Origin of the sequence: Kitasatospora sp. NPDC101447, assembly GCF_044767225.1 — a bacterium.
In the GTDB taxonomy this organism is placed as follows: Bacteria; Actinomycetota; Actinomycetes; order Streptomycetales; family Streptomycetaceae; genus Kitasatospora.
The window spans coordinates 153967-170032 of the sequence record NZ_JBIWNL010000015.1; the positions used below are offsets into that span (position 1 = coordinate 153967).

18 protein-coding genes are annotated in these 16066 nt (G+C 75.4%); 9 read left to right on the forward strand and 9 right to left on the reverse strand.

The window, feature by feature from the left end; translation table 11 throughout:
* Positions 1 to 131: 131 nt before the first annotated feature.
* On the reverse strand, positions 132 to 593 hold the full coding sequence (locus ACIRST_RS22685; protein ID WP_350519467.1) for a MarR family transcriptional regulator: 462 nt from the start codon (positions 591 to 593) through the stop codon (positions 132 to 134).
* Positions 594 to 770: 177 nt separating this feature from the next.
* On the opposite strand from ACIRST_RS22685, the gene ACIRST_RS22690 reads away from it, so the two are divergent.
* A complete protein-coding gene (locus ACIRST_RS22690) occupies positions 771 to 1151 on the forward strand; it encodes a VOC family protein (protein ID WP_396552521.1) in 381 nt (126 codons plus the stop codon).
* A gap of 69 nt (positions 1152 to 1220) precedes the next feature.
* On the opposite strand, the gene ACIRST_RS22695 is transcribed toward ACIRST_RS22690, so the two are convergent.
* Both ACIRST_RS22695 and ACIRST_RS22700 read right to left on the reverse strand, forming a co-directional pair.
* Positions 1221 to 1538 (reverse strand): Imm51 family immunity protein, encoded by a 318-nt coding sequence (locus ACIRST_RS22695; protein ID WP_402803904.1) that lies wholly within the window; start codon positions 1536 to 1538, stop codon positions 1221 to 1223.
* A 102-nt stretch (positions 1539 to 1640) separates the two neighbouring features.
* Positions 1641 to 2567 carry a hypothetical protein gene (locus tag ACIRST_RS22700; protein WP_402803906.1) on the reverse strand — a complete coding sequence of 309 codons (927 nt, stop codon included), beginning with the start codon at positions 2565 to 2567 and terminating at the stop codon, positions 1641 to 1643.
* A gap of 212 nt (positions 2568 to 2779) precedes the next feature.
* On the opposite strand from ACIRST_RS22700, the gene ACIRST_RS22705 reads away from it, so the two are divergent.
* Positions 2780 to 4318 (forward strand): alpha/beta hydrolase, encoded by a 1539-nt coding sequence (locus tag ACIRST_RS22705; protein WP_402803908.1) that lies wholly within the window; start codon positions 2780 to 2782, stop codon positions 4316 to 4318.
* On the opposite strand, the gene ACIRST_RS22710 is transcribed toward ACIRST_RS22705, so the two are convergent.
* Positions 4273 to 5499, reverse strand: a complete 1227-nt coding sequence (locus ACIRST_RS22710; protein ID WP_402803910.1) for a helix-turn-helix domain-containing protein — start codon at positions 5497 to 5499, stop codon at positions 4273 to 4275. The two genes, ACIRST_RS22705 and ACIRST_RS22710, sit on opposite strands and share 46 nt — an antisense overlap.
* 80 nt (positions 5500 to 5579) lie before the next feature.
* Between ACIRST_RS22710 and ACIRST_RS22715 the strand changes: the two genes are divergently transcribed.
* Positions 5580 to 5753: a hypothetical protein gene (locus ACIRST_RS22715; RefSeq protein ID WP_402803912.1), complete on the forward strand. Its 174-nt coding sequence runs from the start codon at positions 5580 to 5582 to the stop codon at positions 5751 to 5753.
* Positions 5754 to 5835: 82 nt separating this feature from the next.
* Here the strand turns inward: ACIRST_RS22715 and ACIRST_RS22720 are convergent, their stop codons facing one another.
* The gene (locus ACIRST_RS22720) at positions 5836 to 6726 is read right to left on the reverse strand and encodes a LysR family transcriptional regulator (RefSeq protein WP_402803914.1); all 891 of its coding nucleotides are present in this window, start codon (positions 6724 to 6726) and stop codon (positions 5836 to 5838) included.
* A gap of 65 nt (positions 6727 to 6791) precedes the next feature.
* On the opposite strand from ACIRST_RS22720, the gene ACIRST_RS22725 reads away from it, so the two are divergent.
* A complete protein-coding gene (locus ACIRST_RS22725) occupies positions 6792 to 7577 on the forward strand; it encodes an NAD(P)-dependent oxidoreductase (protein WP_402803916.1) in 786 nt (261 codons plus the stop codon).
* A gap of 118 nt (positions 7578 to 7695) precedes the next feature.
* On the opposite strand, the gene ACIRST_RS22730 is transcribed toward ACIRST_RS22725, so the two are convergent.
* Positions 7696 to 8088, reverse strand: coding sequence for a RidA family protein (locus ACIRST_RS22730; protein ID WP_350519460.1), 393 nt, complete (start codon positions 8086 to 8088; stop codon positions 7696 to 7698).
* 231 nt (positions 8089 to 8319) lie between these two features.
* On the opposite strand from ACIRST_RS22730, the gene ACIRST_RS22735 reads away from it, so the two are divergent.
* The 3 genes from ACIRST_RS22735 to ACIRST_RS22745 all read left to right on the forward strand — a co-directional run bounded on the left by ACIRST_RS22735 (position 8320) and on the right by ACIRST_RS22745 (position 10681).
* Entirely contained in the window at positions 8320 to 9582 is a 1263-nt protein-coding gene (locus ACIRST_RS22735; RefSeq protein ID WP_402803918.1) for an FAD-dependent monooxygenase, read from the forward strand.
* An 89-nt stretch (positions 9583 to 9671) separates the two neighbouring features.
* On the forward strand, positions 9672 to 10445 hold the full coding sequence (locus ACIRST_RS22740; protein WP_402803920.1) for a MerR family transcriptional regulator: 774 nt from the start codon (positions 9672 to 9674) through the stop codon (positions 10443 to 10445).
* Positions 10445 to 10681, forward strand: a complete 237-nt coding sequence (locus tag ACIRST_RS22745; RefSeq protein ID WP_402803922.1) for a hypothetical protein — start codon at positions 10445 to 10447, stop codon at positions 10679 to 10681. Before ACIRST_RS22740 ends, ACIRST_RS22745 begins: the two co-directional genes overlap by 1 nt.
* A 584-nt stretch (positions 10682 to 11265) precedes the next feature.
* Here ACIRST_RS22745 and ACIRST_RS22750 read toward each other — a convergent pair.
* On the reverse strand, positions 11266 to 11682 hold the full coding sequence (locus ACIRST_RS22750) for a VOC family protein (protein ID WP_402803923.1): 417 nt from the start codon (positions 11680 to 11682) through the stop codon (positions 11266 to 11268).
* A 4-nt stretch (positions 11683 to 11686) separates the two neighbouring features.
* Positions 11687 to 12067: a helix-turn-helix transcriptional regulator gene (locus tag ACIRST_RS22755; RefSeq protein WP_350519604.1), complete on the reverse strand. Its 381-nt coding sequence runs from the start codon at positions 12065 to 12067 to the stop codon at positions 11687 to 11689.
* A 308-nt stretch (positions 12068 to 12375) separates the two neighbouring features.
* On the opposite strand from ACIRST_RS22755, the gene ACIRST_RS22760 reads away from it, so the two are divergent.
* Positions 12376 to 13551, forward strand: coding sequence for a PP2C family protein-serine/threonine phosphatase (locus ACIRST_RS22760; RefSeq protein WP_402803925.1), 1176 nt, complete (start codon positions 12376 to 12378; stop codon positions 13549 to 13551).
* A gap of 137 nt (positions 13552 to 13688) precedes the next feature.
* Positions 13689 to 14429: an SDR family NAD(P)-dependent oxidoreductase gene (locus ACIRST_RS22765; protein WP_402803969.1), complete on the forward strand. Its 741-nt coding sequence runs from the start codon at positions 13689 to 13691 to the stop codon at positions 14427 to 14429.
* 217 nt (positions 14430 to 14646) lie between these two features.
* Here ACIRST_RS22765 and ACIRST_RS22770 read toward each other — a convergent pair whose 3' ends face one another.
* Positions 14647 to 15963, reverse strand: a complete 1317-nt coding sequence (locus ACIRST_RS22770) for a deoxyribodipyrimidine photo-lyase (protein ID WP_350519454.1) — start codon at positions 15961 to 15963, stop codon at positions 14647 to 14649.
* Positions 15964 to 16066 lie beyond the last annotated feature (103 nt).

The window sequence follows — 16066 nt, forward strand, 5'->3', positions numbered from 1 at the left end:
CCCCCTGGACGGTCGGGCACGGTCTCACTCCTCAGGGTGCCCGCCACGTCCAGCATTTGACCCTCCGTCAGCAAACGATCTCCGCCGGAGAGCGGCCGGCCGGGGAGAGTCGGGGAGCGTCGGGGAGCGGTTCAGTCGGGGAGGTTCCCGTTGCCGCCCAGGTTGGCCACCATGCGGCGCAGCACGTTGATGGTGGTCACGAAGTCCTCGGGGGCGATGCCCTCGTGGGTGCGTTCGTGGATGCGCAGGTTGCGTTCGCGGGCGCGCAGGCGGGCGGCTTCGCCGTCGTCGGTGAGGGTGAGGGCGGTGTCGGCGTCCTCGGTCAGCCAGCCGCGGGCGATCAGGTCGTCGAGGACGGCGTCGAAGGCGGTGTCCTGGTCGTCGTAGGGGGTGAGCCGTTCGATCAGGGTGGTCCGGTGCCAGCCGCCGGGCCTGCCGGCGACGTGGTTGAGCGTCCACCAGTGCGGCTGGGTGAGGCCCTCCACGGCCAGCTGCTCGCGCAGGCCGCCGACCACCCGGCGGTAGGCCTCGCCGCTCCACGCCCCGATGGGCTGGGTGGCGATGACCTCCGGTGCGTACGTCTTGATCGTCATGTTCCGCGGTCCTTCCACGCGTCCGGTCATGGATCGTCAGGATGCGATCGACCGTAGGACTTCAAGCCTCCTTGAGGTCAATGCGGGCGGGCCCGGAAATCGGGTCGCCGCTGGTCAGCCGTGTCCGGTACGGTCGCCGAGCCGTTCTCGATGTCGTACCGAAAGCAGGTTGTCTACATGGCGTGTCGGATCAGTGAGCTCGTGCTGGGTTGCCGCGAACCCGAGGTGCTGGCGCGGTTCTGGTGCGAGGTCCTGGACTTCGTCGTGCTCGGCCGCGAGGACGACGGCTCGATGGAGATCGGGCCGCGCGAGGGCTTCGGCGGTGCGCAGCCGACGCTCTTCCTCAGCCGCCGGGACGCGCCGGAGCCGGGCAAGTCCCGGCTGCACATCGACGTCAACGCCACCGACCGCGATCAGGACGCCGAGCTGGAGCGCCTGCTGAAGCTCGGTGCCCGCCCGGCCGACATCGGCCAGACCGGGGACGAGCACTGGCACGTCCTGATGGACCCGGAGGGCAACGAGTTCTGCCTGCTCAAGACCCGCCTGGCCCCGCTGTAACGCCCGCCGGACCCGCCCGACGGACCCGCCCGACGCCGTGACCTCGCCCGACCCGGCGGGGTCACGGCGTCAGTCGTCGAACTCGAAGCCCGAAACCTCCGCACGGGCGATGAGGTCGCGCACCGCTTCGGGGTCGGCGATGACGGATTCGACGGCGGCCTTGAGCCGCGCGAGGTCGCTCGGACCACCCACCGCGCAGAACATGCCGGCCTCGCTGTCGAATTCCAGGCGCTCGGCAATGTCAGGCCAGGCGAACTGCACGAGACCTTCCCAGAAGTACCCGTTCGGCTCGTGCCCGGCGGCAGCTACTGCGGCATCGACAGCCAGGCCGCCGGCATCCAACGTCAACGAGTACTCGCCGACGATGTCATGCAGGCGGGTGGTCACGACGCGATCCTCTCACGCCCGGTGCACGAGCCGCCCGACCTCCCGAAGCGCTCGCCCGATCGCTCACCGTTCCCGGCCCCGGGGCCCTGCTCGGCCCGGGCCCTACCCGGCGGCGCGGTCGTAGGCGCGCAGGGTGAGCAGGGCGGCGAGGGTGACGCCGGGGCGGGCCTGGGTCTCGATGGTGGGCGACCAGCGGGCCCAGCGGATCGGCCAGCCGCCGTCGTCCTGCTGCTGGGCGGCCAGGTGTGCCAGGCCGCGATGCAGCTCGGCGTCGGTGAACCAGGGCCGGGCCGGGCTGTCCGGGGTGGGCGCGTAGTCGTGCGGCAGGTGGTGCTCGCCCGGGGCGTAGCCGGGGGCGGTGCGGGCCTGTTCGGGGTGGTCGGGGTCGAGCAGGACGATGCGCTGCCCGCGGACCAGCTCGCCCAGGCGGCGGGCCTGGCGGCGGGCCCAGTCGCGGTCCGGGGCGGCGGCGAGGAAGGTGACGGCGGCGCCGGCCTCGTACGGGTGGGTCTGCTCCAGCCGTTCGACGGCGCGGCGGCAGAAGTCGGCGGCGGCCGTCACCCAGGGGTGGTCGATGCCGGCGTGCAGCAGCGGGGCGGCGATCTGTCCGGTGGCCAGCAGGTCGGCGGCGGGGTCGTCGGGGACGGGCAGGAACGACGGGTGCGGGTAGGGGCGCAGGGTGGGCAGGACGGCGGGCACGCCGCCCTCGGCGCTGCTGTGGGCGCTCAGCCAGTCGCAGATCCGCCGGGCCCGTTCGCCGTGCAGGGCGCCGGCCTCCTGCAGCACCCGCAGGGCGGCGGGCACCGCGATGGGCTGGGGGGCGGGGCCGCGGACGTCGGGTTCGAGGCCGAAGGCGTAGCCGCCGTCGGCGGTGGCGTAGGCGTCCAGGGCGGCGAGCAGCCCGGCGGGGCCCTCCGCGGCGGGGCCGGCGCCGAAGTGGAAGGCGAAGCGCCGCTGTTCCAGGACGCGTCCCGAGGTCCACAGGTACCGGCCGGCGCGTTCGAGCATGCTGTCGTTCACCCAGGTCATGCCTACGACGGTAGGCCGGGAAGGGCCCGGCGGTCTTGAACGAATCGGCCGTACGGCTCGAACCTGGCGCGGCTGCCCGGCGTCGCTGCCCGGTGGTCCGCCTGCCGGTCATGGCGGCTGTGGGCGTCGCGGCCGGGCTGGTCTTCCTCCCCGCCCGCCGGGCGGGCGGGGCCGAGCCTGAGGTTCGCCAACTGCCGCCTAGTGTGGGCGACATGAAGCCCGTACCGGCTCTCGCCGCCACCCTCGCCGCCGCACTCGCCCTGTCCGCGACCGTCGCCGTCGGCCTCGCCGCGCCGGCGTCCGCCTCCTCCGAGGCCGCGTCCTCCCCCGCGTCCGCCTCCGCCGACCCGCTGGAGAGCTACCGCCGCCAGCCGCTCGCCTGGGCCGCCTGCCAGGACGGGCAACTGGCCGCCGCCGGCGCCGAGTGCGCGAGCCTGACCGTCCCGCTGGACTACCGCGAGCCGCGGGGCCGCACACTGTCCCTCGCCGTCTCCCGGATCAGGGCCGCCGACCCGGCCGCGCGCCGCGGCATCCTGCAGACCAACCCGGGCGGCCCCGGCAACCGCGGACTGGACATGCCCGTGGCGGTCCGGGCCGCGATGGCGCCCGCGACGGCCGCCGCGTACGACATCATCGGCATGGACCCCCGCGGGGTCGGCGCCAGCGGAGGCCTCGACTGCGGCCTCACCAGGGGCAGTTGGCTGCGCTCGGTGGGCACCGACCGGGCCGGCTTCGAGCAGGCCTGGACCCTCGCCGAGGCCGACGCCGACGCCTGCTGGGCCCGGTACCCCGACCTCCTGCCCCACCTGACCACCCGCAACACCGCCCGCGACGTCGACGTGCTGCGCGCCGCCCTCGGCGAGCAGCGGACCTCCTTCTTCGGCCAGTCCTACGGCGCACTGCTGGGCGCCGTGTACGCGCAGCTGTACCCCGGGCGCGTCGACCGCCTCGTCCTCGACAGCACCCCAGACCCGGCCCGCTACGGCGTCCGGCTGTTCCAGGACATGGGCGGCGCCAACGAACGCGCCCTGGACGACTTCGCCGCCTGGGCCGCCCCGCGCCACGCCACGTACGGCCTGGGCGCCACGCCGGCGGCCGTCCGGGCCACCGTCGAGGGCCTGGTCCGCCGGGCGCAGGCGGCGCCGATCGCCATCGACGGCTTCCTCCTCGACGACCGGATGCTGCCCTTCCTGCTCGCCGTCTGCCAGGGCGACGACCGCGACGACGCCGACTACGCGGACGTGCTGCGCCGCCTCCTCGACGCCGCCGACGGCAAGCCGGTGCAGGCGGGCCCGCTCCTGCACGAACTGCTGTCCGCCGTCCTCACCCCCGACCCGGAGGCCGGCGCCGACCTCGCGGCCGCGATCGGCATCCTGTGCGACGACGTCGCCGTGCCGCGCTCACCGCAGTGGTACCGCGACGCCGTCGAACACGCCCGCCCCACCCAGCCCGTCTTCGGCCCGGTCTACAACTCCCCCACCCCGTGCGCCTCCTGGCGCCGCACCCCGGCGGAGCCGCCCGTCGACGTCCACCCCGCCGTCCCCGCCCTGCAGTTGCACGCCACCGGCGACACCCACGCCCCCTACCAGGGCGCCCTCGCCCTCCACGCCCGCATGCCCGCCTCCCGCCTGCTCACCGTCCCCGGCCGCGTCCACACCGTCTACCTCACCGGCTACAGCCCCTGCGCCGCCCGGGCCGTGGACACCTACCTGTCGACGGGCGCACTGCCGCCGGCGGACGCCGTCTGCTGAGCGGGAGCAGGGCTCAGCTCCCTCGCCATCTCCAGCATCAACCTGAGATGCGTGGTCCAAAGGTCGCCGTCGTTCTCCGGCACCTCCCGCTGCCGCTCGGCAATGGCATTCCGCAGCGCGGATCCCAGTTCCAGACTTCCGTGATCCACACATGCTTTGTTGATCCGAACGAGATGCTCGACGGGCGCGTGTTCAGCCACGAACCCCAACAAGCGCGATCGCGCTTCGCTCTGCTCGGCCTCGTTCGAGAGGCATCGGAAGAGATCCATGGGTTTCCGTTTGGAAGCAAGCACACCTTCAAGCCTTGATCCGTCGTAGAAACGACGCCGGGCGGCGAACTCGTCCACCAGGCGCATGACGTCCCGGACGGGGTGCCCCAGTGCGATCTGATCGATGAGACGGTCTGCGGCATCGTCCTCGTCGGCATCGCGCAGGTGCACGACCGCGGCACAGATCCCGGACAGCTCACCCGTGCCGCCGTGCTCCCACAGGGCCAGTTCCGCGTCCGTGGCACGGGTGATCCGGTCGAGGGTCTCGGCGTCCCGGTCGCGCAGCCTGAGCACGGCCCCCGCCTGCCTGATCTGGTCCTCCAGCTGCGCGATGCGCTCCAGCGCCGCGTCCCGCTCCTCGGTCAGTGCCCGGACCTCCGCCCGGCTGTGGAAGGCCATGTCCTCCAGCGCGTCCTCCGCGTCCTGGCGGCGCTTGCGCTCGTCGTGGAGTTCGCGCTGCAGCGAGGCCAACTCCTCGACGGCCTCGGCCCGGTGGAGGTCGAGTTCCTCACGGGCGGTGGCGAGTTCGAACTCCCGGGCCTGCAGCGGGCTGCGCACGCACGCCGCCGCGTACATCAGCGCCCTCGTCGCCCTGACCTCCTCGGCGGACACCTCCGCGCCCTCGCCCTCGGCCGCCAGCGCGTGGAGCCGCACGGCGATCTCCCGGCGCGGCACCTCCCGGCCGTTGAAGAACTTCGACAGCCTGGTCCGGTCGACGCGGATCCCGTCCCCGCTCAGCCGCTCGGCCAGTTCCTCCGAGGTCAGGCCGATCCGCGCCCGCAACTCCCGCAGCCGCTCCGCACAGCGCCGCTCCGGCTCCGACAGCCGCTCGTCCAGCGGGGCCAGCCCCCGTCGTACGGGCATCTGCTCCCGTGCCGGCCCGCGTTCTCCTTCGTGTTGCGCCGTCGGCACCTTGCGCTCTCCCGCTGCAATCCGAGGTTGCGACCTGACGCAACCACCCCGCAGGCCATTGTGCTGGGGGACGTACCGAGTTGTCGCAAACCCTGGAGATCCACGTGCGCCGTCAGCAGCGTCCCCCGCGTCCGTTCCTGGAGTTCCGCGCGGGCGGCTTCCGCCTGACCCTGCAGTCCCGCCCCCGCCGCCTGCTCCTGCTCCTCGGCCCCGCGCTGACCGCCCTGGCGGGCGTCATCGCGCTGCGCCGCTGACCCGAGGGGGCCGCGCGGACGGCGGACCGCGGACGGCCCCTCGCGCACGGGTGCGGGCCCTTCCCCGGCTACTCCCCCACCCCTACACCCCCGCCCCCTCCCGCAGGAACCCCGCGAACGCCGCCACCGCCGGCGCCACCCGCTGCCCGCGGCGGGTCACCGTGTGGACGTGCCGGACGGGGGTGTCGTCGGGGTGGAGCGGGACGAGGGCGATGTCGGGGCGGGCGGCGCGGGCGGCCAGCGAGGGGATCAGGGTGGGGCCCAGGCCGGCGGCGACCAGGCCGAGTTTGGCCGTCCACGCGGCGACCGCGTACTCGATCCGGGGCTGGAAGCCGCTGCGCAGGCAGGCGGCGAGGAGGGTGGTCTCGGCGTGGCGGCGGGCGGCGATCCAGGGTTCGTCGGCGAGTTCGGCCAGCCGCAGGCGGCGCCGGCCGGCCAGGCGGTGTCCGCGTGGCAGGGCGACCAGCACCGGGTCCTCCAGCAGCGGCCGCACGTCGAACTGGTCCGCGTCGTAGGCGTCCTGGTCGTAGGAGGCGACGACGGCCAGGTCGATCGTGCCGTCGCCGAGTAGTTCCAGCAGGTGGGCGGAGAGGCCTTCGGTGAGGCTGATCGCCACCTGGGGGTGCGCGGTGCGGAAGGCGGCGAGCGCGCCGGGGACGAGGGCCGCGTTGGCGCTGTCGAAGGCGCCCACCCGCAGCTGTCCGGCGGTGAGTTCGGTGAGTGCGGCGAGGTCGCGCCGGGTGGTGTCGAGGCGTTCGAGCATGGCTTCGGCGTGCGGCAGCAGGGCGCGGCCGTGCTCGGTCAGCCGTACGCCGCGGGCCAGGCGGTCGAACAGCGGGGTGCCCAACTCGCTTTCCAGGGTGGCGATCTGGCGGGAGATCGCGGACTGGGTGAAGCCCAGCCGCTCTCCGGCGGCGGTGAAGGAGCCGAGGTGTGCGACGGTGCGGAAGACGTCCAGCCAAGCCATGTCCATTCCGCATGGTTACCATGCCGGACATTCGCTTGTCGCCTGACTCGGGGCTGCCTAGCGTGGTGGCCATGGAGAAGATCGCCTTTCTGGGGCTGGGCCGCATGGGCCTGCCGATGGCCCGTCGCCTCGCCGCCGCCGGCCACCCGTTGACCGTCTGGAACCGCTCCCCCGGCCGCGCCGGAGGCCTCACCGAGGCCGCCACCCCGGCGGAGGCGGTGCGGGGCGCGGACGTCGTCGTCACCATGCTCTCCGACCCGGCGGCGGTCGCCGAGGTGGCCAGGCGCTTCACGCCGGAGCTGACGCCGGGCACGCTGTGGATCGACATGTCCTCGATCGGCCCGGCCGCCACCGCCGGCCTGCGCGAGCAACTCCCGGACGGCGTCGCCCTGGTAGACGCCCCGGTGCTCGGCAGTGTGGGCCCGGCGGCCACCGGCGGCCTGACCGTCCTCGCGGGCGGCGAGGACGCCGACCTCGACCGCGCGCAGCCCGTCCTGGAGCAGCTGGGGCGGGTGCGGCGCTGCGGCGGCCCGGGGGCGGGGGCGGCGCTGAAGGTGGTGGCGATCGGGGCGATCGTGGCCTCGGTCACGGTGGTCGGCGAAGTGCTGGCGGTGGCCGGGGAGTTGGGCGTGCCGCCGGAGGTGGCGCGGGAGGTGCTGGCGGCCGGGCCGCTCGCGGGGGTGGTGGCCCGGGCGCACAGCACGGACTCGGACTTCCCGGTGCGCCTGGCCGCGAAGGACCTGGCCCTGGCGGGCGGCGGCCCGGTCCTGGCGGCGGCCCGGGAGGTGCTGCTGGCGGACCCGTCGATCGCCGAGGAGGACCTGTCGGCGGTGGTGGGCGCCCTGCGGCGGGGGTAGGGCCCGAAGTCCCGGGCGCCGTACGGCCGGTGGCGGGTCCGCACCCCGCCACCGGCCGGGAGGCCCGGCCCGCCCTCCCCGGCCGGGAGCCCTGGCCTCCCCGGGCCCCGCCCCGCCTTCAGCCGATGACCGCGTCGACCTCGATCTCGACCAGCCACTGCTCGTCGAGGAAGCGCGAGACCTCCACGAAGGTGCAGGCCGGGCGGATCGTCGCGAAGCGTTCGCCGTGGGCGCGGGCGGCCTCCTTCCAGCGCGTGATGTCGGTGAGCATGATGCGGGTGCGCACGACGTCCCGGAGCGAGGCGCCGGCCTCCTTGAGGGCGGCTTCGGCGATGTCCAGGCAGCGGGCGGTCTGGGCGTGGACGTCGCCCTGCCCCACCGTGGTGCCGTTCTCGCCGAGCGGGGCGGTGCCCGCGACCGCGACGTACGGGCCCTTGCGCACGGCCCGGGAGAAGCCGATCCGCGGTTCGAGGGGGGAGCCGGAACTGACCATCTGTCGAGTGTTCTCCATGCCGCCATCGTGCCGCACTAGTGCACCTGCGGCCGTCCTTGACGGCCTCCGGCCTGCGCGGATGCCGGAGCCGGGCGCCGCAGCCCGCCGGCACCGGGCCCCAGGCGCCCTACTGCACTAGTACACCAAAGCCAAGTTCCCGCAGTACAGGGCTTGTTGAGCCCATGCGTACGGCGTACATTCGTCGGCATCGGACACCACCGTACGCACGCACCGACGGGAAGCCCCTCCATGGACAACACCGACATCCTCGTCTCCGGCGGCGGCATCGCCGGGCCCGCCCTCGCCCACTGGCTGCGCCGCCACGGCTTCAACCCCACCGTCGTCGAGCGCGCCCCCGGCCCGCGCCCCGGCGGGCAGGCCGTCGACCTGCGCGGCGCCGCGCGCACCGTCGTCGAGCGGATGGGCCTGACGGAACGCGTCCGCGCGCTGTGCGTCGACCAGCGCGGCGTCGCCCTGGTCGACCGGCGAGGGCGCCGGACCGCCCGGATCCCCGTCGAGCTGTTCGAGGGCGAGGGCATCGTCTCCGAGGTCGAGATCCTGCGCGGCGACCTCGCCGACGTGCTCCGGGAGGCCACCGACGGCGTCGAGTACCTGTGGGACGACACCGTCACCGCACTCGCCGAGGACGCCGACGGCGTCACCGTCACCTTCGAGAACGCCCCCGCCCGCCGCTTCGCCCTGGTCGTCGGCGCGGACGGCCTGCACTCCGCCGTACGCCGCCTCGCCTTCGAAGCCCCCGACGGCCCCAGCAACAGCAACAGCAACGGCAACAGCGACGGCAGCCACTACCACCCGCTCGGCGGCTACCACGCCTGGTTCACCGTCCACGACCCCGCGCTCGCCCGCGACCTCGACAGCTGGTTCCTGATGTACAACGCCCCCGGCGGCCTGGTCGCCGGCGCCCGCCCGGGCCGGCTGCCCGGCGAGGTCAAGGCCTCCCTCGGCTTCCGCTCCGCCCCGCTGACGTACGACCGCCGCGACAGCGCCGCCCTCAAGCGCCTGCTCGCCGACCGCTTCGCCGGCGCCGGCTGGGAGGTGGACCGGCTGCTCGCCGGGATGCGCACCGCCGAGGACTTCGCCTTCGACTCCTTCGGCCAGATCCGCCTCGACCACTACAGCCGCGGCCGCGTCGTCCTGCTCGGCGACGCCGGCTACAGCCCCAGCCCCCTCACCGGCCTCGGCACCAGCCTCGCCCTCGTCGGCGCCTACCTGCTCGCCGGCGAACTCGCCGCCGCCGACGGCGACTTCCGCACCGCCTTCGCCCGCTACGAGGAACTGATGCGCCCCTACGTCGCCCGGGCCCAGGAACTGCCGCCCGGCGGCCTGAGCGGCTACGCCCCCGACAGCGCCCTGATGATCCGCCTGCGCGCCGCCTCCATGCGCTGGATGAGCCGCCGGCCGCTGCGCAACCTGCTCGCCGCCCAGTTCACCAAGGCCGACGCCATCGACCTACCCGACTACCCGCTGCCGGCCCGCACCGCCGCGGCCTGAAGGGACACCGGGCTTGCACGGGGGGCTTGCACGGGGGGCTTGCACGGGGGGCTTGCACCTCACGCGACGTCAGGAGGAATGCTCGTGCCATGACCACCGAACAGACGTGGAAGGTCGGCCCCCTCGCCGAGGCCAGCGGCCTGACCGTACGCACCCTGCACCACTGGGACGGCATCGGCCTGCTCAGCCCCTCCCTGCGCACCTCCTCCGGCCACCGCGCCTACACCGAGCCGGACGTCGTCCGCCTCTACCAGATCCTCGCCCTGCGCCGCCTGGGCCTGGGCCTGGACACCATCGCCACCTGCCTGGACGCCGGCATCGACCCCGTCCGGCTGGTGGGCGAGCACCTGGCCGCCACCGAGGCCTCCCTCACCGCCCTGCAGGCGCTGCGCGAACGCCTCGCCCACGTGCACACCGAACTCACCGCCGAACGCACCCCCGACACCGCCGACCTGCTGCGCCTGGTCCAGGCCGTCGGCGCCACCGGACCCACCGGCCCCGCCGCCCAGGAGGTCCTGCACCGCCACCTCGACGACGACCAGGTCCACGCCCTCGCCGACCACGCCGCCGCCCTCGGCCCCGCCGCCCACTACCTGCTGGAGGTCGAATGGCCCCAGCTCTACCGCAGCGCCGAGGCCCTGCGCACCGCCGGGGTCGACCCCACCGACCCCCGGGTCCGCCGCATCGCCGGGCGCCTCGACGAACTCTCCCGCCTCTTCAGCGGCGGCGACACCACCCTCGCGGCCGCCGTCCGCACCGCCTGGCGCGAGGAACCCGCCGCGATGTCCGGCGTCCCCGACGCCCCGGCGGACGCCTGGGCGCCGCTGCGCACCTACCTCGACCAGGCCCGCCGGAGCTCATGATGACCGCCACCCCGCCCGCCGACCCCACGCCCGCGGACCCGGCCGACCCCACGCCCACGGACCCCGCCGGCCCGGACCGGCTGCCCCACCACGTGCAGCTGCGCCTCCACCTGGCCGCCGCCCTGCCCGTCCTCTCCCCGGCCACCCTCGCCGCCACGGCCGGCCTCCTGCCCTGGCCGGCCCTGCCCGCCATCACCGCCGCACTGGTGGTCCGGGCCTGCCTGCTCACCCCGTGACCCCGGGCGGCCCCGGCCCGGCCCCACGGGGGTGGACCGGACCGGGCCCGTCTGCTCCCCGCCCGCGCCCCGGGCGGGGAGCAGGCGCCTCTGGAAGGCCGGCGGGACGGCCCGGAGCCTGTTGCGGGAAGGGGTGGCCGCCGTGCCTCTGATCGACGCCGGCGAGGTGCCCCTGTGCGACGAGCAGACCGGTACGGGCGAGCCGCTGGTGCTGGTGCACGGCTCATGGGAACGACCACCACGCGGCAGCCCGGCCCCGTCCAGGTGGCCGGGAACTGGGGGACCGTCCCCCACGAACCCCCGCCGGCCGACCTCACCCTCGACGGCCCGGCCGCGGGCGCGCGGCTGCGGCCGGTGACCGGGGCCACCGCGCAGGCCCTGGAGCTGCTGCGCGAGAACGAGGACACGGCTGCTGCGGGACACCTTCGTACGCCACGCGCAGACCTGGCTCGACGAACAGGACGACGCCCCCGCCTGGTCCCGCCTGGACGTCGGCGCCGGACGCCCGGCGGCACACCCACCGGGGCGCGGGCCACGTCCCCCACGTGACGCCCCCGCAGGACTTCGCCGCGACGGCGACCGGGTTACTTCGCGTGCGGCTGGTTGAAGCGGAGCATGTTGCCCGAGGGGTCGCGGAAGGCGCAGTCGCGGACGCCGTAGGGCTGGTCCATGGGTTCCTGGAGGACTTCGGCGCCGGCGGCGCGGATGCGTTCGAAGGTGGCGTCGCAGTCGTCGGTGCGGAAGATGACGCCGCGCAGCAGGCCCTTGGCGAGGAGTTCGGCGGCGGCCTGGCGGTCGTCCTCGGAGGCGTGCGGGTCGGCCAGCGGGGGTTCCAGGACGATCTCGACGCCGGGCTGGTCGGGCGAGCCGACGGTGACCCAGCGCATGCCCTCGAAGCCGACGTCGTTGCGGACCTCGAAGCCGAGGACGTCGCGGTAGAAGGCGAGGGCCCGGTCGTGGTCGTCGACGGCGATGAAGCACTGGGCGAGTTCGATGCTCATGGCGTCACGCTACGGGAGAGGGCCCGTCCTTGGTCCCCGTACGCCGGACCGGGCGGGTGCGGATCTTGGCGACGCAGGCGGGGATCGCGGCGCCGTCGCCGTGGTCGCGGGCGCGGTAGGCGCTGGGGCTCTCGCCGACGAGTTCGGTGAAGCGGGTGCTGAAGGAGCCCAGCGAGGTACAGCCGACCGCCATGCACACCTCGGTGACGCTGAGGTCCCCGCGCCGCAGCAGTGCCTTGGCCCGTTCGATCCGGCGGGTCATGAGGTAGCTGTACGGGGTCTCGCCGTAGGCGGTGCGGAAGCTGCGCGAGAAGTGGCCGGAGGACATCAGCGCGGTGCGGGCGAGCGCGGGCACGTCGAGGGGCTGGTCGTAGTCGCGGTCCATCCGGTCGCGGGCCTGGCGCAGCCGGACGAGGTCGGCCAGGGGTACGCGGGTGGCGCGGCCGGCGGCGGGGGCGCGGCTCGTACCGGGCTCGCGGGGTTCGGGGGTGGACACACCAGCCACCGTACCCACCGCCGCCGACACTCCCCCGGCTTTCCCCGACACTCCCCCGGCTTTCCCCGGCTTTCCCCGGTCCGGCTGCGGGTTCCGCCGGCTTCCCCCGTCCGGCGCGGCCCGTTGGCGCCCGCGCCGCCGTGCCGCCCACCCTGGGGGGACGGCCGGGCGAGACGGACGACGGAGAGGGTGGCGGGGTGGAGAGCGACGGAACCGTCCCGCGCGCGCCCGGCAACCGGGCGGTGGTGCTGGGCGTGCTGGCCGCCACCGCCGTCGTGCTGCTCGGGCAGGCGGCCAGCGGCAGCAGCGCCCGGCTGGTGCTGCTGCTGGTGTTCCTGCCCGCGTTCCTGGCGGGCCGGGGCACGGTGGCGCAGACGGTGGCCGTCTCGGTGTGGGTGGCCGCGGTGGTGGGGGTGAGCACGGTGCTGTTCCCGCCGCCGGACCTGGAGGCGAGGGTGGGCACCCTGGTGGCGGTGGTCGGCGCGGAGGCCGCCGTGATCGGGCTGTGCGCGCGGCGGGTGCGGCGCGAGCGGGAGCTGTCGCGGATGCGCCAGAGCGCGGTGGCGCTGCAGCGCCAGTTGCTGCGTCCGCTGCCGGTGACCACGGCGGACGTGCGCCTGGACGGGCTGTACCGGCCGGTGGAGGAGGACGCCATGGTGGGCGGCGACCTGTACGACATCGCCGAGACCCCGCACGGCACCCGGGTGCTGGTGGGCGACGTGCAGGGCAAGGGCCTGCCCGCGATCGGTACGGGCTTCGCGGTGCTGAGCGCCTTCCGGGAGGCGGCCTTCCGCGAGGCGGAGCTGACCGCGGTCGCCGACGCCCTGGAGGCGGCGGTGGAGCGGCACAACGCGTACGTGGTGCAGAGCGGGGAGCAGGAACGTTTCGTCACCGCGACCGTCCTGAGCACGGCCCCGGACGGCGGCGCGGCCCCGGACGGCGCCCCGGACGGCGGCGGCATGGGCACCAACACGGGTGAGGAAGCCGGCACCGAGCTGCAGGCCGTCAACTGCGGCCACCTCGCCCCCTACCTGCTGCGCGCCGACGGCCGGGTGGAGCCCGTCGCGCTGCCGACCGGGATCCCGCTGGGCCTGGCCTCGCTCGCGGAGCTGACCGGCGGGGCGCAGCCGCGTACGGTCCGGCGGGTCGTGGTGCCCGCCGACGGGGTGCTGGTGCTGCTCACCGACGGCATCACCGAGGCGCAGGACGCCTCCGGCACGTTCTACCCGGTCGAGCAGGGTCTGGCCGATCTCGCCGCCACCCCGGCCGAGGCCCTGCCCGGGGCCCTCGACCTGCGGGCCCGGCGCTGGAGCGGCGGGCGCAGCCGTGACGACGTCACGGTCCTGGCCCTGCGCGGTGCGGCCGCGGCGTAGCGGCCACGGCGTAGCGGCGCGGCCGGCCGGTGGAGCGGCCCGGCGGCGTAGCGGCAACGACGTGGCTTGAATCTGACACCCGTGTCAGCTCCTACCGTCCCGGTGTGACGAACACACCGGCGACGGAGGAGGAGACCATGGGCGAGCTGACCGGCAAGGTGGCGCTGGTGACCGGCGGCAGCCGCGGGATCGGCGCGGCGATCGCCAGGCGGCTGGCGGAGCGGGGCGCGGCGGTGGCGCTGACGTACGTGCGGGCGCAGCAGGAGGCCCGCGCCGTCGCGGAGCGGATCGAGGCGGACGGCGGGCGGGCCGTGGTCGTCCGGGCGGACCTGACCCGGCCGGACGCGGCGGCGCGGGCGGTGGAGCAGACGGTGGCGCAGCTCGGCGGCCTGGACATCCTGGTGAACAACGCGGGCTTCCTCGCCTACGGGCCGTTGGAGGAGGTCACGGCCGAGGATCTGGACCGGGTGCTGGCGGTGGACGTCCGTTCGGTGTTCCTGGCCGCCCAGGCCGCCGCCCGGCACATGGGCGAGGGCGGGCGGATCATCAGCATCGGTTCGTGCTTCAACGGGCGGGTGCCGGGCGCGAACTTCGTCCTGCAGGCCACGGCCAAGACCGCCCTGACCGGGATGACCAGGGCCCTGGCGCGCGAGCTCGGCCCGCGCGGCATCACCGCGACCGTCGTGGACCCGGGCCCGATCGACACCGACATGAACCCGGCCGACGGCGACAGCGCCGACTTCCAGCGCTCCCTCACCGCCCTGGGCCACTACGGCCGGGCCGAGGACGTCGCCGCCGCCGTCGCCTTCCTGGCCGGCCCCGGCGGGCGCTACGTCACCGGCACCGCCCTCGCCGTCGACGGCGGCTACACCGCCTGAACCCGCCCGGCCGACCGGACCCCACAGGGGAGGGCCCGGTCGGCCGGGCCGGGCGGGCACCCGGGGCACGGCAGCCGCACGGCCCGTACGGCTGCCGTGCCGAGCCCAGCCCCGGCCCCCGCCCCCGGCCCCCGCCCCCTGCCCCGCCCGGGCCCGGCACCCGCCCCGCCTACCGCCCCGTCTCCGGGGCCGCCGCACGGCACGGCCGGGCCAGCCGTCACCCCGTCCCCCGCATGCGGGCCGTCAGGGCGTCCGGGGGCACCAGGGGGTCGGGGTAGTCGAGCGGCCCGTCCCAGGTCCAGGGCTGGTGGACGGCCCGGCCGGGGAGGTGGGCGAGTTCGGGCAGCCAGCGGCGTACGTAGGTGCCGTCGGGGTCGTAGCGCTCGGCCTGGCGCAGGGGGTTGAGGACGCGGTTGGGGCGGGTGTCGTTGCCGGTGCCGGCGATCCACTGCCAGTTGAGCTGGTTGTTGGCGAGGTCGCCGTCGACGAGGAGGTGGAGGAAGTGGGCGGCGCCGGGGCGCCAGTCGTGGCGCAGGGTCTTGGTGAGGAAGGAGGCGGTGATCAGGCGGGCGCGGTTGTGCATCCAGCCTTCGTGGGCGAGTTGGCGCATGCCGGCGTCGACGATCGGGTAGCCGGTGCGGCCGTCGCGCCAGGCCTGCCGTTCCTGTTCGTCGTGGTGCCAGCGGGTGTCGCGGGGGCGGTAGTCGGTGTGGGCGGCGTCGGGGCGGGCGGCCAGGACCTGGTGGTGGAAGTCGCGCCAGGCGAGTTGGCGGACCAGGGCGTCGGCGCCGGGTCCGCCGTGTGCGGCGGCGTGCCGGGCGAGTTCGGTGGCGGACAGGCAGCCGAAGTGCAGGTAGGGCGAGAGGCGGGAGGTGGCGTCGGCGGCGAGGTCGTCGTGCAGGTGGTCGTAGTCGGCCGGGTTCCAGGCGCGCAGCCGTCGCCGGGCGGCGCGTTCGCCGCCGGGCGGCAGGCCCGGGGAGGTGCCGGCGGGGGCGGTGGGCAGCGGGTCGCCGTGCGGCTGGTCGGGGGTGGCGAGGGTGCGCGGGGCGGGCAGGACGGGGCGGTGCGGGGCCTGCTGCCAGGCGCGCAGGTAGGGGGTGAAGACGGCGTAGTGGTCGCGTCCGGCCGGGGTGAGGGTGCCGGCGGGGACGACGGTGAGACCGTCGTGGAGGTGCAGCCGCTCCCCCAGGGCCCGGCGCAGGGCGGCTTCGCGGCGGGTGGCGAAGGCGGAGACGCCGGCGGCGGTGTGGACAGCGGTAGCGTCGCATTCGGCGGCGACGCGGGCGGTCTGTTCGGCGGGGTCGCCGTGGCGCAGGACCAGGCGGGAGCCGGCCGCGCGCAGGGCCCGGTCGAGGTCGGCGAGGCAGTCGGCGAGGAAGGCGCGCCGGTTGGGCGGGGCGAAGTCGGCCTTGTCGACGGCGGGGTCGAGGACGAACAGCGGCAGGACCCGGTCGGCGCCGGTGCGGGCGGCGTGCAGGGCGGGGTTGTCGTGCAGGCGCAGGTCCTGGGTGAACAGGACGACGGCGGTGCTCATCGGGGCCTCGTACGGTGCGTCTGGAAGGGCGGGCGGCGGGGCGGCAGGCGGGGGCGGGGGCGGCAAGGCGGTGGCAGGGCGGCAGGGGCGGTCGGGCGGACGG

Excerpts from the sequence above, each read along its gene's own strand:
- ACIRST_RS22685 (WP_350519467.1), bottom strand. The coding sequence starts at position 593 with ATGACGATCAAGACGTACGCACCGGAGGTCATCGCCACCCAGCCCATC.
- ACIRST_RS22690 (WP_396552521.1), top strand. The coding sequence starts at position 771 with ATGGCGTGTCGGATCAGTGAGCTCGTGCTGGGTTGCCGCGAACCCGAG.
- ACIRST_RS22700 (WP_402803906.1), bottom strand. The coding sequence starts at position 2,567 with ATGACCTGGGTGAACGACAGCATGCTCGAACGCGCCGGCCGGTACCTG.
- ACIRST_RS22705 (WP_402803908.1), top strand. The coding sequence starts at position 2,780 with ATGAAGCCCGTACCGGCTCTCGCCGCCACCCTCGCCGCCGCACTCGCC.
- ACIRST_RS22720 (WP_402803914.1), bottom strand. The coding sequence starts at position 6,726 with ATGGACATGGCTTGGCTGGACGTCTTCCGCACCGTCGCACACCTCGGC.
- ACIRST_RS22725 (WP_402803916.1), top strand. The coding sequence starts at position 6,792 with ATGGAGAAGATCGCCTTTCTGGGGCTGGGCCGCATGGGCCTGCCGATG.
- ACIRST_RS22730 (WP_350519460.1), bottom strand. The coding sequence starts at position 8,088 with ATGGAGAACACTCGACAGATGGTCAGTTCCGGCTCCCCCCTCGAACCG.
- ACIRST_RS22735 (WP_402803918.1), top strand. The coding sequence starts at position 8,320 with ATGGACAACACCGACATCCTCGTCTCCGGCGGCGGCATCGCCGGGCCC.
- ACIRST_RS22740 (WP_402803920.1), top strand. The coding sequence starts at position 9,672 with ATGACCACCGAACAGACGTGGAAGGTCGGCCCCCTCGCCGAGGCCAGC.
- ACIRST_RS22745 (WP_402803922.1), top strand. The coding sequence starts at position 10,445 with ATGACCGCCACCCCGCCCGCCGACCCCACGCCCGCGGACCCGGCCGAC.
- ACIRST_RS22750 (WP_402803923.1), bottom strand. The coding sequence starts at position 11,682 with ATGAGCATCGAACTCGCCCAGTGCTTCATCGCCGTCGACGACCACGAC.
- ACIRST_RS22755 (WP_350519604.1), bottom strand. The coding sequence starts at position 12,067 with ATGGACCGCGACTACGACCAGCCCCTCGACGTGCCCGCGCTCGCCCGC.
- ACIRST_RS22765 (WP_402803969.1), top strand. The coding sequence starts at position 13,689 with ATGGGCGAGCTGACCGGCAAGGTGGCGCTGGTGACCGGCGGCAGCCGC.
- ACIRST_RS22770 (WP_350519454.1), bottom strand. The coding sequence starts at position 15,963 with ATGAGCACCGCCGTCGTCCTGTTCACCCAGGACCTGCGCCTGCACGAC.